This window comes from Agromyces sp. S2-1-8 (assembly GCF_021129215.1).
In the GTDB taxonomy this organism is placed as follows: Bacteria; Actinomycetota; Actinomycetes; order Actinomycetales; family Microbacteriaceae; genus Agromyces; species Agromyces chromiiresistens.
The window spans coordinates 2,388,600-2,402,748 of record NZ_JAJOLP010000001.1; the positions used below are offsets into that span (position 1 = coordinate 2,388,600).

Annotated in this window: 17 protein-coding genes and 2 tRNA genes; 6 read left to right on the top strand and 13 right to left on the bottom strand. The window is 69.8% G+C overall.

Annotated elements, in window-relative coordinates:
* Nucleotides 1-6 precede the first annotated feature (6 nt).
* From LR269_RS10845 to LR269_RS10865, 5 genes are all read right to left on the bottom strand, one after another.
* Nucleotides 7-354 (bottom strand): metallopeptidase family protein, encoded by a 348-nt coding sequence (locus tag LR269_RS10845; protein ID WP_231430806.1) that lies wholly within the window; start codon nucleotides 352-354, stop codon nucleotides 7-9.
* A gap of 78 nt (nucleotides 355-432) precedes the next feature.
* Nucleotides 433-508: transfer RNA gene (locus LR269_RS10850), tRNA-His, on the bottom strand.
* 44 nt (nucleotides 509-552) lie between these two features.
* Nucleotides 553-1,179 (bottom strand): oligoribonuclease, encoded by a 627-nt coding sequence (gene orn / locus LR269_RS10855; protein ID WP_231430807.1) that lies wholly within the window; start codon nucleotides 1,177-1,179, stop codon nucleotides 553-555.
* A gap of 58 nt (nucleotides 1,180-1,237) precedes the next feature.
* A tRNA-Arg gene (locus LR269_RS10860) sits at nucleotides 1,238-1,310 on the bottom strand.
* 30 nt (nucleotides 1,311-1,340) lie between these two features.
* Nucleotides 1,341-2,561 (bottom strand): cation:proton antiporter, encoded by a 1,221-nt coding sequence (locus LR269_RS10865; RefSeq protein WP_231430808.1) that lies wholly within the window; start codon nucleotides 2,559-2,561, stop codon nucleotides 1,341-1,343.
* 90 nt (nucleotides 2,562-2,651) lie between these two features.
* On the opposite strand from LR269_RS10865, the gene nadE reads away from it, so the two are divergent.
* The gene (gene nadE, locus LR269_RS10870; protein ID WP_231430809.1) at nucleotides 2,652-3,473 is read left to right on the top strand and encodes an ammonia-dependent NAD(+) synthetase; all 822 of its coding nucleotides are present in this window, start codon (nucleotides 2,652-2,654) and stop codon (nucleotides 3,471-3,473) included.
* Between the two features lie 13 nt (nucleotides 3,474-3,486).
* Here the strand turns inward: nadE and LR269_RS10875 are convergent, their stop codons facing one another.
* Both LR269_RS10875 and LR269_RS10880 read right to left on the bottom strand, forming a co-directional pair.
* On the bottom strand, nucleotides 3,487-4,161 hold the full coding sequence (locus LR269_RS10875; protein WP_231430810.1) for a hypothetical protein: 675 nt from the start codon (nucleotides 4,159-4,161) through the stop codon (nucleotides 3,487-3,489).
* A 70-nt stretch (nucleotides 4,162-4,231) separates the two neighbouring features.
* On the bottom strand, nucleotides 4,232-4,480 hold the full coding sequence (locus tag LR269_RS10880) for a hypothetical protein (RefSeq protein ID WP_231430811.1): 249 nt from the start codon (nucleotides 4,478-4,480) through the stop codon (nucleotides 4,232-4,234).
* Nucleotides 4,481-4,739: 259 nt separating this feature from the next.
* Between LR269_RS10880 and LR269_RS10885 the strand changes: the two genes are divergently transcribed.
* From LR269_RS10885 to LR269_RS10900, 4 genes are all read left to right on the top strand, one after another.
* Nucleotides 4,740-5,354 carry a single-stranded DNA-binding protein gene (locus LR269_RS10885; RefSeq protein ID WP_231430812.1) on the top strand — a complete coding sequence of 205 codons (615 nt, stop codon included), beginning with the start codon at nucleotides 4,740-4,742 and terminating at the stop codon, nucleotides 5,352-5,354.
* A 75-nt stretch (nucleotides 5,355-5,429) separates the two neighbouring features.
* Complete coding sequence (locus tag LR269_RS10890; protein ID WP_231430813.1) at nucleotides 5,430-5,927, top strand: hypothetical protein; 498 nt, start codon at nucleotides 5,430-5,432, stop codon at nucleotides 5,925-5,927.
* Nucleotides 5,928-5,980: 53 nt separating this feature from the next.
* Entirely contained in the window at nucleotides 5,981-7,663 is a 1,683-nt protein-coding gene (ettA, locus tag LR269_RS10895; protein WP_231430814.1) for an energy-dependent translational throttle protein EttA, read from the top strand.
* Nucleotide 7,664: 1 nt separating this feature from the next.
* On the top strand, nucleotides 7,665-8,144 hold the full coding sequence (locus LR269_RS10900; RefSeq protein ID WP_231430815.1) for a thioesterase family protein: 480 nt from the start codon (nucleotides 7,665-7,667) through the stop codon (nucleotides 8,142-8,144).
* A gap of 66 nt (nucleotides 8,145-8,210) precedes the next feature.
* Here LR269_RS10900 and LR269_RS10905 read toward each other — a convergent pair whose 3' ends face one another.
* The 3 genes from LR269_RS10905 to LR269_RS10915 form a co-directional block, all read right to left on the bottom strand.
* On the bottom strand, nucleotides 8,211-8,735 hold the full coding sequence (locus tag LR269_RS10905; protein ID WP_231430816.1) for a hypothetical protein: 525 nt from the start codon (nucleotides 8,733-8,735) through the stop codon (nucleotides 8,211-8,213).
* Nucleotide 8,736: 1 nt separating this feature from the next.
* Nucleotides 8,737-9,198, bottom strand: a complete 462-nt coding sequence (locus LR269_RS10910) for a ubiquinol-cytochrome c reductase iron-sulfur subunit (RefSeq protein ID WP_231430817.1) — start codon at nucleotides 9,196-9,198, stop codon at nucleotides 8,737-8,739.
* Between the two features lie 96 nt (nucleotides 9,199-9,294).
* The gene (locus LR269_RS10915; RefSeq protein WP_231430818.1) at nucleotides 9,295-10,176 is read right to left on the bottom strand and encodes an acyl-CoA thioesterase II; all 882 of its coding nucleotides are present in this window, start codon (nucleotides 10,174-10,176) and stop codon (nucleotides 9,295-9,297) included.
* 91 nt (nucleotides 10,177-10,267) lie between these two features.
* Here LR269_RS10915 and LR269_RS10920 point away from each other — a divergent pair, with 91 nt between their 5' ends.
* Nucleotides 10,268-10,948 (top strand): hypothetical protein, encoded by a 681-nt coding sequence (locus LR269_RS10920; protein ID WP_231430819.1) that lies wholly within the window; start codon nucleotides 10,268-10,270, stop codon nucleotides 10,946-10,948.
* A gap of 2 nt (nucleotides 10,949-10,950) precedes the next feature.
* On the opposite strand, the gene LR269_RS10925 is transcribed toward LR269_RS10920, so the two are convergent.
* The 3 genes from LR269_RS10925 to LR269_RS10935 are packed head-to-tail and all read right to left on the bottom strand — an operon-like array spanning nucleotide 10,951 to nucleotide 14,146.
* Nucleotides 10,951-12,600 (bottom strand): FAD-binding dehydrogenase, encoded by a 1,650-nt coding sequence (locus LR269_RS10925; protein ID WP_231432317.1) that lies wholly within the window; start codon nucleotides 12,598-12,600, stop codon nucleotides 10,951-10,953.
* A 47-nt stretch (nucleotides 12,601-12,647) separates the two neighbouring features.
* Nucleotides 12,648-13,034, bottom strand: a complete 387-nt coding sequence (locus LR269_RS10930) for a globin (RefSeq protein WP_231430820.1) — start codon at nucleotides 13,032-13,034, stop codon at nucleotides 12,648-12,650.
* A complete protein-coding gene (locus LR269_RS10935) occupies nucleotides 13,031-14,146 on the bottom strand; it encodes a mechanosensitive ion channel family protein (protein WP_231430821.1) in 1,116 nt (371 codons plus the stop codon). The genes LR269_RS10930 and LR269_RS10935 overlap by 4 nt, the downstream gene beginning before the upstream one ends.
* Nucleotides 14,147-14,149: the final 3 nt, after the last annotated feature.

Genomic DNA, 14,149 nt, shown 5'->3' on the forward strand with positions numbered 1-14,149 from the left:
CCGAGCTCACGCCCAGCCCAGTTCGTGCAAGCGGTCGTCGTCGATGCCGTAGAAGTGGGCGATCTCGTGCACGAGGGTGACGTGGATCTCCTCACGGAGCTCGTCTTCGTCGTCGCAGATCGCAAGCAGCGGTTCGCGGTAGAGGATGATCCGGTCGGGCATCTCGCCGAATCCGTAGCGGTCGCGCTCGGTCAGCGCCCAGCCGTCGTAGAGGCCGAGCAGGTCGAGCGAGCCGTCCTCCGGGCGGTCCTCGACGACGAAGACGACGTTCTCGAGCCCGTCGATCATGTCGTCGGGCAGTTGGTCGAGCTCATCGACGACGAGGGCTTCGAACGCTTCGGCATCGAGTTCCACGGCCTCTCCCATCCGTCCGTCCAGAGGGCTGATACACGAAGCGCGGGCCGTTTCCGGACCCGCGCTTCGCACACCGCTTGGGGTGAGTAACGGGGCTTGAACCCGCGACCTCCTGGACCACAACCAGGCGCTCTACCAACTGAGCTATACCCACCATGTGTCGACCGCCGGGGCGATCAGGACAACGGATAGAGCCTACTACACGTTGGAGCCCTGCTCGAACTCGGCCACCACTTCGGCGGCGAGCGCCTGCAGTTCGTGACTGGCCGGGCCCGGGTCGGCGACGAAGACCGCGCGGCGGTAGTAGTGCAGCTCGCGGATCGACTCGAGGATGTCGGCCAGAGCGCGGTGACCGCCGTTCTTCGCGGGGGAGTTGAAGTACGCGCGCGGGAACCAGCGCTTGGCCAGCTCCTTGATCGACGAGACGTCGACGTTGCGGTAGTGCAGGTGCGCATCGAGTCGGGGCATGTACTTCGTGAGGAATGCGCGATCGGTGCCGATCGAGTTGCCGGCGAGCGGCGCCTTCTGCTCGTCGGGCACGTGCTTCAGCACGTACTCGAGCACCTGGTACTCGGCCTCTGCGACGGAGACGCCGTTGGGGATCTCCTCGATGAGCCCCGAGGTGGTGTGCATCTGCCGCACGAACTCGCCCATCGACTCGAGTGCGCTCGCGTCGGGCTTGATGACGATGCTGAGCCCACCGTCGACGGGGCGGAGGTCGTAGTCGGTGATGACGACGGCGATCTCGACCAGCTCATCGACTTCGAGGTCGAGTCCGGTCATCTCGCAGTCGATCCAGACCAGTCTGTCGCTCGAAGAAGCCATGCGGCGAGTCTAACCGGAGGCGCCGACAGCGTGTTCGACGCGGCATCCGCGTCGTCGGTGCCCCCGGCAGGAATTGAACCTGCGACCAAGAGATTAGAAGGCTCCTGCTCTATCCGCTGAGCTACGGGGGCGGTCGTGGCAAGCATACCCGCCGAGGGCGATCAGCCCTCGGTCGGCACGTGCACGTCGTCGGTCACGGCGCGATCGCGCGACGCGCCGCCGCGACGCCGGACCAGGAGGGCGATGAGCGGGAACAGCAGCACCGAGAGCATGCCGGCGCCGACGAGCGCGGCGGCCGTGCCGCTCGAGAGGTCGCCGGCATCGACGCCGATCGCCGTGACCGCGACGATGATCGGAAGCCCCGTGGCACCGAACAACGCGGTCGCGGCGAGGTCGCGCCGGCTCGATCCGGCCGGTGCCGCGAGCATCGAGGGAATGCCGCGTACGACGAGCATCAGGAGGAGGAAGATCGGCAGCATGGCCGTCGTCCTGCCGTCGGCGAAGAGGCCCTCGAGGTCGAAGGTGATGCCGGTGTTGATGAAGAACACGGGCACCAGGAAGCCGTAGCCGACCGCCTCGAGTTTCGACTCGATCGCTTCGGCGTCGCGTTCCGGAGCCCCGTTCAGCAGCAGCCGGTAGAGCACGCCCGCCGTGAATGCGCCGAGCAGCATGTCGAGATCGAGCACGATGCTGAGCGCGACGAGCGCGAGCAGGATGAAGATGACGAGTCGCACCGCGAACTGCCCGCTCGTGTGGAGCGTCGACGTGATCATGGCATGCATGCGCTTGCCGTACCCCTTCGCCGCGAGCCAGATCGCGATGCCGGCGACGACGGCGAACACGACCAGCACGACCGCGGCGATGAGCGGCGAGCGCCCGCTGAGGAACAGCGAGATCGCGAGGAGCGGTCCGAACTCGCCGACCGCGCCGATCGCGAGGACCGAGAGGCCGAACGGCGTGGTCAGGTCGCCCGAGTCGCGGAGAACGGGCATGAGCGTTCCCAGCGCCGTGGAGGTCAGCGCGATGCCGATGAACCCGGCGGCGGGAAGGTCGGGGGCGAACAGCACCGCGATGCTGATGCCCGCCGCGAGCGAGATGATCCACCCGATCGCCGCGCGACTGAGCGGGCGCCCGCGAACCGCCCTGAAGTCGATCTCGTTGCCGGCGAGGAAGAACAGCGTCGCGAGGCCGAACTCCGCGAGCATGCCCATGAATTCCTCGGGCACGACCCAGCCGAGCACCGACGGGCCGACGATCAGCCCGAGCACGATCTCGAACACGACGAGCGGAATCGCGACCCATCGCCCGAGTCCGCGGACGATGAGCGGTGCGGCGACCGCGATCGCCGGCACGAGCACCATCGTGCTGATCGAGTACTCCACGTGACCTCCTGAGCGGGTGAGTCTCCTGCCGCGATGCTAGTGGAGCGCGCGCGTTTCCTCGCCGAAACATGACGGCGGTATCGTCGGGGCATGCGAGATCTCCAGGCGCGAATCATCGCCGAGCTCAACGTCAGCCCGCGGATCGACCCCGCCGCAGAGGTGCGTCGTCGCGTCGACTTCCTGAAGGAGTACCTGACCGCGTCGCACGCGCGTGGATACGTGCTCGGCATCAGCGGCGGGCAGGACTCGACGCTCGCCGGCCGGCTCTGCAGGATGGCGGTGGCCGAACTCGTCGACGAGGGCGTCGACGCGCGGTTCATCGCGGTGCGCCTGCCGTACGGCGTCCAGCGCGACGAGGACGACGCGCAACTCGCGCTGACGTTCATCGCCCCGCAGGAGACCGTCGTCTTCGACATCAAGGACGGCGTCGACGGGATCGCGTCCGAGTTCGCGACCGCGACCGCTCGTGCGCTCAGCGATTTCGGCAAGGGCAACGTGAAGGCTCGCATGCGCATGGTCGCGCAGTACGCGCTCGCGGGTGAGGGCGGTCTGCTGGTCGTCGGCACCGATCACGCCGCGGAGGCGGTCACGGGCTTCTTCACGAAGTTCGGCGACGGCGGAGTCGACCTGGTGCCGCTCACGGGCCTGACCAAGCGGCAGGGCCGTGCGTTGCTCGAGGAACTCGGGGCGCCCGAGCGGTTGTATCTCAAGGTGCCGACCGCCGACCTCCTGGACGGTGATCCCGGACAGGCCGACGAGGCGAACCTGGGGCTCCGCTACGAGGATCTCGACGCGTACCTCGAGGGTGAGGCGATCGACGACGAGATCGCCGATCGGATCGAGGCGCGGTACTTGCAGACGCGCCACAAGCGCACCGTCCCGGCGTCGATGTTCGACGAATGGTGGCGCTGACCGGCGCGTCGGCTCAGCGCTGCGGTTCGGTCTCGGGCAGCGCGGCGGTCGCCGGCGCTGCGGACTCGGACGCGAAGGTCCGGGTGGGCGCGGTCGAGGCGTCGGCCGTCCCGGCGACGTCGCGATACCGATCGTGGTGCTGCTCGGCGACCCAGGTGTCCTGCGCGTCGATCATGCCCTGATCGGGCTCCTGGCGCTGCGTTCGCCAGCGATCCAGGTCGTTCTGGAACTGCCGACGAGTGCGGCCCGGGTGACGCTGCCACTCGAGGAGTCGGTCGCGGAACTCCACGACGGCGGGGTCGAGCTGATAGCCGAACGTCGCCGAGGCGCGCTTGAGCTCGTGCAGCTGGTGCGCCGCCCAGTTCGCCGCGACGTCCGAGCCGCGGATCGGCAGGAGTCGGACCACGATGTCGGCCTGGCCGACGGTACGGTCGGCCAGCACCTGCTCGTGCGGGGTGAGCGAGTTCCAGACGGAGGCCTCGGTGGCCGCGTCGACGAGGGCGGCGATCGCCGCGACCCTCGCTTCTCTGTCGCGCTGCGCGACGACGCGTCGGACGGCGGCGGTCGAGATCCACGCCGCGAGGAGGCCGGACGCGAGCACCGCGACGAACAGCACGCCGGCGGCGAAGACCGCCGACTGCGACGAGCTCGAGGTCAGCCAGGAGATGAAGTCGTTCCACCACTGCATGGCCGTAGGCTACTGCGGCCGGCGCGCGGTGCGGCCGCGTGCCGACGGCGTGGCCGGGATCGGGACGTGCTCACCGGAAGAGCTCGATGGCCGCCTCGGCCGACCAGAATTCTCCCAGTTGGACTGGCGGGCGACCTCCGGGAACGTAGCGGCGAGCGGCGAACCGAACGCCGTCGCCGTCGCCGCGGCGTTCGACGTGGCCGAGTACGGCACCACCCGGGCGCGCGACCCTCCACAGATCAGGTGCGGCGGGCACGATGACGAGGCCGGGAACGGCGACGGGGAACGACTCGCGCAGGCGGGCGGCGATGGTCGTCATGAGGCTCCTTCTCGATCGCGCAGCCGGCCCTGCAGGTGGTCGATGCGACGGTATCCCGAGCCTCCGACATCGCGCGGTCGCGACTCCTCCTCGACAAGTGCCGATCAGCGTGGAGAACCCACATTCGGCGAGAACCCCGGCGGATGACTCGATGTCGGCGCGATCGTGGGTCCACGTGGTTCCGGGGCGGTGTCCGGCACGAGGCCGCTCCGGGACCACGAGCCGTCGACTCGCGACGGCGTCCGAACGAGGAGTGCAAATGACCGACAGCATCACGGTGACCGGCATCGTCGGCACCGATCCCATCCAGAAGGTGACGGGCGACGGCCTCGTCATCACGACGTTCCGTCTCGCGTCGACGCGGCGATACTTCGACCGTGCGAAGGGCACATGGGAGAACGCCGAGACCAACTGGTTCTCCGTCTCGGCCTTCCGGCAGCTCGCCCGCAACGCGAGCCTGTCGGTGCGCAAGGGCCAGCACGTCATCGTGCAGGGACGACTGCGGGTGCGGGCATGGGAGACCGGCACGAAGTCCGGGAAGTCGGTCGAGATCGACGCCGACTCGATCGGGCACGACATGGCCTGGTGCGTCTCGACCTACGCCCGGATGCAGTCGGAGGCGAAGCCCGCCGAGCACGACCCGATCGGCGAGGCCGCCTCGCCCGACGGGCTCGGCGAGCAGGGGGAGCGGGCCGATCTCTCGGGGCTCGGCGGCGGCACGGACTGGTCGGGACTCGCGAGCGGGGGCTCGACGGGCTTCGACGACGGTGCACCGTTCGCCGACGGTGACGCCGTGGTCGACGATGACCTCGACGATGAACTGGAGGCCGACGATGCCGGGCGGGCTGTGTACACCGCGGCGGTGAGCGACTGACCGGCCTTCGACCGTCCGGGCCCGAGCGACCCAATAGACTCGGCTCGGGCGGTCGACACCGCGGTGAGGGGAAGCATGGCACGGCGGTTCGGAACGACGGTGATGCTCGCGCTCGCCGCGACGACGACGACGTTGTCGCTCGCGGGTTGCACGCTGTTCGGCGGCCCGCCCACTCCGCAGTCGTCCCAGTCCGCCGACCCGTCGGCATCCGCGCCGGCGACCACCGATCCCGCCGCTCCGCCCACCCTCCGGCCCGAGCTCTCGGCCGGCGAGAACCTCGACTTCTTCAACTCGGTGAACACCGCCGTCGTCGTCGCCAACGCCGCAGCCGGCGGTCGCGACTTCATCGACGCGCTCGTCGCCGCAGGCTTCGACAAGGCGGCGATGCAGGTGACCTCCGACGAGACGACTCAGGGCGATCAGGCTGACTCGATCCAGTTCGCCGTGCTCTTCCAGGACGAGTGCCTCGTCGGACAGTACGGCCCGAAGTCCGGCGGATATCACGGTGCGGTGCGTCCGGCGCTCGGCACCGGCGGCTGCCTCATCGGGCAGACGCGCCCCATAGACTGGTAGCCGACATGCGGCGGCCCGTGCTCGGCGGCCGCCGAACGCTGTGAGGGAAAGTCTTGGCTGAATACATTTACTCGATGGTGCGCGCCCGCAAGGCGGTCGGCGACAAGGTCATCCTCGACGACGTGACGATGGCGTTCCTCCCCGGGGCGAAGATCGGCGTGGTCGGCCCGAACGGCGCCGGAAAGTCGACGATCCTCAAGATCATGGCCGGTCTCGACCAGCCGTCGAACGGCGAGGCGAAGCTGAGCCCCGGGTACTCGGTCGGCATCCTCATGCAGGAGCCCGAGCTCGACGAGTCGAAGACCGTGCTCGAGAACGTGCAGCAGGGCGTGGGTCCGATCAAGGCGAAGCTCGACCGCTTCAACGAGATCTCGCTGCTCATGGCCGAGCCCGACGCCGACTTCGATGCGCTGCTCGCCGAGATGGGCTCCCTCCAGGAAGAGATCGACGCGGCCGACGCCTGGGACCTCGACTCGCAGCTCGAGCAGGCCATGGACGCCCTGCGCTGCCCGCCGGGCGACGAACTGGTCTCGGTGCTCTCGGGCGGCGAGAAGCGCCGTGTCGCGCTCTGCAAGCTGCTGCTTCAGAAGCCCGACCTGCTGCTCCTCGACGAGCCCACCAACCACCTCGACGCCGAGAGCGTGCTCTGGCTCGAGCAGCACCTCGCCAAGTACCCCGGTGCCGTGCTCGCCGTCACCCACGACCGGTACTTCCTCGACCACGTCGCGGAATGGATCTGCGAGGTCGATCGCGGCCGGCTCTACCCGTACGAGGGCAACTACTCCACCTACCTCGAGAAGAAGCAGGAGCGCCTCACCGTCCAGGGCAAGAAGGACGCCAAGCTCGCGAAGCGCCTGAAGGAAGAGCTCGAGTGGGTCCGCTCGAACGCGAAGGGCCGGCAGGCGAAGTCGAAGGCGCGACTCGCGCGCTACGAGGAGATGGCCTCGGAGGCGGAGCGCACGCGCAAGCTCGACTTCGAGGAGATCCAGATCCCGGCGGGTCCGCGCCTCGGCGACGTGGTGCTCGAGGTCAAGAACCTCAAGAAGGGCTTCGGCGATCGCGTCCTGATCGACGGTCTCAGCTTCTCGCTGCCGCGCAACGGCATCGTCGGAATCATCGGCCCGAACGGCGTCGGCAAGACCACGCTCTTCAAGACGATCGTCGGCCTCGAGCCGGCCGACGACGGATCGGTGAAGATCGGCGAGACCGTGCAGATCTCGTACGTCGACCAGACCCGCGGCGGCATCGACCCGAACAAGTCGCTGTGGGAGGTCGTCTCCGACGGGCTCGACTACATCCAGGTCGGCAAGACCGAGGTGCCCAGTCGCGCGTACGTGTCGACGTTCGGCTTCAAGGGGCCCGACCAGCAGAAACGGGCCGGCATCCTCTCGGGAGGCGAGCGCAACCGCCTGAACCTGGCGCTCACCCTCAAGCAGGGCGGCAACCTGCTGCTGCTCGACGAGCCGACGAACGACCTCGACGTCGAGACGCTCTCGAGCCTCGAGAACGCGCTCCTCGAGTTCCCCGGTTGCGCCGTCGTGATCACCCACGACCGGTGGTTCCTCGACCGCATCGCCACGCATATCCTGGCCTACGAGGGCACCGACGAGAACCCGTCGAACTGGTACTGGTTCGAGGGCAACTTCGAGGCCTACGAGGCCAACAAGGTCGAACGGCTCGGCGCCGACGCGGCGAAGCCGCACCGGTCCACCTACCGCAAGCTCACGAGAGACTGACATGCGCCTGCACGTGCCGACACCGCTCCGCTGGAGCGACCTCGACGCCTACGGGCACGTGAACAACGCCCGGATGCTGAGCCTCCTCGAGGAGGCTCGCATCCAGGCGTTCTGGGTGAACGAAGACGGCACCGCCGAACATGCGGTCGGCGCGTCGACGGCCGTGCTCGACGCCACGCCCGGAGCGGCCACGATCACGCTGATCGCCCGGCAGGAGGTCGAGTACCTTGCGCCGATCCCGTACCAGCGCCTGCCCCTCGACATCGAGCTCTGGATCGGGCACATGGGCGGGGCGAGTCTCGACGTCTGCTACGAGGTGTACTCGCCGGCGGGCGCCGAACCGCGGGCGCTCTACACGCGTGCCGTGACGACGATCGTGCTCGTCGACGCGGCGACCGAGCGACCGCGGCGCATGAGCGAGTCGGAGCGTGCGGCGTGGGAGCCCTATCTCGAGCCGACGATCGAGTTCCGGCGGCGCTGAGCCGCCCAACGGGTCCGCCCGCGTCGCTGATGCCGTGCGCGAAAGCATCGCCGAGCGGGCGTGCCGTCAGCGCTCGACCGGCTCGTCGCTGAACGAGCCCTCCCACACGGCGCGACTGCCGGCCTCGCCGATCTGAACGACCTTCCAGGTCGAGCCGATCGCGACGGTCAGCGCGGCGAGCGTCAACATCGCACCGGCGGCGATCGTGACACCGTGCGACGGCGACGCGACGCCGGTGCCTCCCGTCGAGCGTGAAGCCGACCTGCGCTCGACGATCGCCCACGCGGCGATCGCGACGGCCACGACGAGCATCGAGATGAGCCAGGGCGTCAGGTCCTCGCCGATCGCGGTGTGCTGCTGGATGAGCGGCGCCGGCGGAACCCGTACTTCGAGCCACTTTCCGGCCTCGACGGTGAGCAGGCCGAGCACGAGCACTCCGACGGCGCCGACGAGCGCCGGCAGCCAGAGCACTCGGCGGGCGCTGGGCCACGCGGCGATCACGACGAGCAGGAGCCCCACGAGTGGCGTCAGCACGATCACCGCGTGCACGAGCAGCACGTGCGCCGGCAGGCCGGCGAATTCGTAGTCCATCTCAGGAGGCCGTGACGACCTGGTCGCCGGCGACGGTGACCGCGATGGGGCTCAGCGGTTCGGGTGCCGGTCCGGCGAGCACCTCGCCGGTCGCGGCATCGTAGATCGAACCGTGGCAGGGGCAGTGGAACTCCGCGCCCGCCGCCGCGACGACGCACTGCTGGTGCGTGCAGATGGCACTGTATGCGACGAACTCGCCCTCGCTGGGCTGCGCCACCAGGACTGGATCGCTGCCGAGCTTCGCGTCGATGCTGCCGCCGACCGGCACGTCGGCGGTCGCCGCGACCGCTTCGCCGGCCGCCGGCGGCTCAGCCGACGCCGTGTCGTCGGGGGCGATGGGAGACGAGTTCGCGTCGTCGTTCGAGCCGTCGCCGGAGACATCCGCGCAGCCCGCGAGGGCGAGGGCGCCGGCCGTGCCGAACGTGAGCGCCGCGCGTCGCGTGAGATCGTGGGAAGCCGTCATCGCCGAACTCCTTCGTCCGCGTCGGGCGCCCGACCGCGCCCCTGCCCCCATTCTGGGCTATCCGAGCCTCGGGCGACGGGATTGCGACGGCTCCGGTCAGGAGAAGTGTTCGGAGTGCGGTACCCGCACCATGCCCTCCTGGGCGACGCTCGCCACGAGCAGCCCGTCGCGCGTGTAGATGCGACCGAGCGAGAGGCCGCGACCGCCGCTCGCCGACGGCGACTCCTGCACGTAGAGCAGCCACTCGTCGACGCGGGCGTCCCGGTGCCACCACATCGCATGATCGAGGCTCGCGACCTTGAGCCCGGGGGTGGCCCACGCGACGCCGTGCGCGCGCAGCACCGGTTCGAGGATCGAGTAGTCGCTCGCGTACGCGAGCGCGGCCCGATGCTGCTTCGGGTCGTCGGGCAGGCGGCCGAACGCCTTCATCCACACGGCCTGCCTGGGCGTGCGCTCGCCCTCGACGCTGAGGTAGACGGGCGACGGCACGTGCCGCACGTCGAAGGCGCGCTCGCTCGACCAGTAGCGCGCGACGTCGTGGTCGACCGCCCCGAGCACGTCGGCCGTCGACGGCAACGACTCGGGGTCCGGCAGGTCGTCGGGCATGTCGAGCTGGTGCTCGACCCCGCCGTCCTCCGTCTGGAACGAAGCGATGAGCGAGAGGATCGGCTCGCCGTGCTGGAACGCCTGGGTGCGTCGGGTCGAGAACGAACGGCCGTCGTGGATCCGGTCGACCGAGAACGTGATCGGATGGGCGACGTCGCCCGGCCGCAGGAAGTAGCCGTGCATCGAGTGGATGTTCCGGTCCTCCGGCACGGTACGGAGCGCCGCGACGATCGACTGCGCGAGCACCTGGCCGCCGAACACGCGACCGAGCGGCATCCACTGCGACGGGCCCGTGAAGATGTCCTCCGTCGTGCGCGCGCCCGTGTCGGTCAGGTTGAGCGTGCTCAGCAGGCCGTCGATCGGTCCGTTCATCGTTCCTCCGTGTCGGTGGGCGGCCGCCGCCGGCGCCGTGGAACCCGGACCGCCGTGAACGGGCCCGTGCACTTGGTAGTTTAGACAGGAGATGGTTGAACGACTCACGCTCGCCGACAGCCTGTCGCTCGGCGATCTGCACACGTACCTGCAGCGGGCCGGCCGCGTCGAAGACGGGTCGGTGCGCCTCGTCGCGGGCTCCGGAATCCTCGCCGTCTACACCGCGATCCTCTACCCGCGCGGCATCCTCGACGAGAGCCCCACCGTGCTCGGCCTGCGCACCTTCGCCCTGGCCGACGACGAGGAGTTCGACTCGGTCGTGCCGATGCGCTCGCTCGTGGAGCGCATCGTGCGCGCCCGCGGGGAGCTCGCCGACGACGACGAGTCGCGACCCGTGTCGATGTCGCGCCCTCCGGAGGTGAACACCGTCACCTGGGCCGGCATCTCGCCGCCGCGCGGCGGCTGGCGAGCGCTCGGCGAGGCGGATGCCTCGGTGCTGGAGTCCGCCGCACGGGCGGGTATCGACGAGGTCGCGAAGGCGATCCCGGAGGGCACCGGCGAGCAGCTCGTGCAGCGGGTGCGCTCCGAGGTGTGGGGGCGCGGAGTCGACGGGCTCGAGTACGTGCCGACCGGTGCCGCCTTCGCGGCGTTCAGCCTGGGATTCCTCGGCGACGACCCGGTCAGGCTCTTCGAGACGGGACCGTGGACGCGTCTCACGTCGCGGCGCGGGCACGTGCTCGTGCGTCGGAAGCCCTGGACGCTGAAGGCCTGAGGTCAGCCCCGAGCGATCGCCCGCCCCGCCGAGCGACCGGTGAAGAGGCATCCGCCCAGGAACGTGCCCTCGAGCGCGCGGTAGCCGTGCACGCCGCCGCCGCCGAAACCGGCGGCCTCGCCGACCGCGTAGAGTCCGGGCACGGGAGCGCCGTCCGCGCCGAGGGCGCGCGAGTCGAGGTCGGTCTGGATGCCGCCGAGGCTCTTCCTGGTGAGGATGTGCAGCTTCACCGCGATGAGCGGCCCGGCCTCCGGATCGAGGATGCGGTGCGGCGTCGCCACCCGGATCAGCTTGTCGCCGCGGTACCTGCGCGCGCCGCGGACGGCGATGAGCTGCAGGTCCTTGGAGAACTCGTTGTCGACCTCGCGGTCGCGCGCGACGATCTCGCGCTCGATGTTCGCCGTGTCGAGTTCGACGTCGGGGGAGAGGGCGCGCATGCCGTCGAACAATTCGTCGAGCGTGTCGGCGACGACGAAGTCGGCGCCGTGCTGCTTGAAGGCCTCGACGGGGGCGGGCGCGCCCGCGCGAACGCGCTGGGCGAGGAGCTTCAGGTCCTTGCCGGTGAGGTCGGGGTTCTGCTCGCTGCCCGAGAGCGCGAACTCCTTCTCGATGATCTTCTGCGTCAGCACGAACCACGAGTGGGCGTGCCCGGTCGCGGCGAGGTGCTCGAGCGTGCCGAGCGTGTCGAAGCCGGGGAAGAGCGGTACCGGCAGCCGGCGTCCCTCTGCGTCGAACCAGAGGGACGACGGACCCGGCAGGATGCGGATGCCGTGCAGCGGCCACACGGGGTCCCAGTTGGTGATGCCCTCGGTGTAGTGCCACATGCGGTCGCCGTTGACGAGCCGCGCCCCCGACGCCTCGGCGATGCCGAGCATGCGTCCGTCGACGTGCGCGGGCACGCCCGAGAGCAGGTCGACGGGCGGCTCGCCCATCCGCTCGGGCCACGCGGCGCGCACGAGGTCGTGGTTGCCGCCGATGCCGCCCGATGCGACGACGACGGCGGGGGCGCGCAGTTCGAACTCCCCGACCTCGTCACGGTTGGATGCCTCGCCCCGGGCCGCCTCGTCGGGCGCGAGCACGGCGCCGCGGACCCCGACGACGGCGCCCGACTCGACGATGAGCTCGTCGACCCGATGGCGGTGCCGGAACTCGACGAGTCCGGCCGCCTCGCCCGCCTTCACCCGGGCGATGAACGGCGCCAGCACGCCGGGGCCGGTGCCCCAGGTGATGTGGAAGCGGGGCACCGAGTTGCCGTGGCCGTACGCGGCGCCCGCGCCGCGCTCGGCCCAGCCCACGACGGGGAAGAAGCGGACGCCCTTCTCGTGCAGCCAGGCACGCTTCTCGCCGGCCGCGAACTCGAGGTAGGCGTCGGCCCACCGACGGCCCCACTCGTCCTCCTCGCGGTCGAATCCCGCCGTGCCGAGCCAGTCCTGGCGGGCGAGGTCGATGGAGTCCTTCACCCCCATGCGCCGTTGCTCGGGGGAGTCGATGAGGAAGAGGCCGCCGAACGACCAGTGGGCCTGGCCGCCGAGGCTCGCCTCGGGCTCCTGGTCGACGATCACGACCCTGCGGCCGGCGTCGACGAGCTCGGATGCCGCGACGAGGCCGGAGAGGCCTGCGCCGACGACGATCGCATCGGGGTTGGGGGTGATTGCCACAGTGACTCCTTCGTCGCTTCGGGTGGGTGGCGGTGGGTCGATCAGTCGTCGAACGTGTTCACCATCGCGAACGCGGCCCGCTGCAGATAGTCCCACAGCGTCTCCTCGGCGAGCGGGGGGAGATCGAGCGAGTCGACGGCCGTGCGCATGTGGGCGAGCCAGCGGTCGCGGGCGTCGGGGTTGACCTTGAACGGCATGTGGCGCATTCGCAGCCGCGGGTGACCGCGCTCGTCACCGTAGGTCGTCGGGCCGCCCCAGTACTGCTCGAGGAAGAGCTGCAGGCGCCGTGCGGCGGGCCCGAGGTCCTCCTCGGGATACATGGGGCGCAGCACCGGGTCGTCGGCGACGCCGCGGTAGAACTCGGCCACGAGCTTCTCGAACGTCGCGCTGCCGCCCACCTGGTCGTAGAACGACTGCAACTCGGTCATGCAGTGCCTCCGGTCGGCGGGGTGGGCGGTTTCGTCCGCGGGACGCGGGGAGCCTGGTTCTTCGGCTTCTTCCCGCTCGGCACGCTCGCGTCGGCGACGACGGCATTGGGCGCCGTGCGCGGGGGCTTCGCGCCTTTGACCCGGGTCGCCCCCTCGAAGCCGGTCGGCACGACGCTCGTGAGGCTCGGCAGCTTGACGCCCATCTCGTCGAGGGCGCGCTTCAGGCGCATGCGCAGTTCGCGTGCGACGTCGTCCTTCGCCGACGAGCGCACCTTCATGACGACGCGGATGACGAGCGCGTCGGCCGAGATCGACTCGAGGCCCCAGACCTCGGGCTTCTCCATGATGCGGCTGCGCCACTTGCTCGAATGGGCCATCTCGGTCGCCGCTCGCAGCAGTTCCGCCTCGACGGCGTCGACGTCGGCGTCGTAGGGCACCGCGAGGTCGATGATCACGCGTGCCCAGCCCTGAGACATGTTGCCGACGCGCAGGATCTCGCCGTTGCGCACGAACCAGAGGGTGCCGTTGACGTCGCGGACGGTCGTGATGCGGATGCGCACCTCTTCGACGATCCCGGTCGCAGGGCCGAGGTCGACGATGTCGCCGACGCCGAGCTGGTCCTCGACGACCATGAAGAGGCCGTTGAGTGCGTCCTTCACGATGTTCTGCGCACCGAAGCCGAGGCCGGCGCCGACCGCGGCGGTCAGCAGCGCGAAGGAGCTGAGGATCGCCGAGTTGATGGTGTTGACGATCAGCAGCACGACGACGACGAACAGGGTCACGTTGACGATGTTCGTGAGCACCGTGCCCAGGGTGCGGGTTCGCTGCACGAGCCGCACGGTCGCGAGCGGCGACGCCTGCAGGGCCTGGGTGTCGGTGACGTCCTGCTTCTTCTTGACGCCGGAGACGATCTGCTTGACGACGCGCTCGATCACGAAGTGCAGCACCCAGCGGATGAGCAGGGCGATCGCGATGATGAAGACGATCGAGATGAGCTTGCCGAGGATCTCGTCCCAGTGGGTCGCCCACCAGGTGCCGAGACCGGTCCAGTAGTCGACGTCGACCGGGTTGCCTTCGTCGCCGGTGGTGCGGAAGATCTCGAACCCGAACATGGT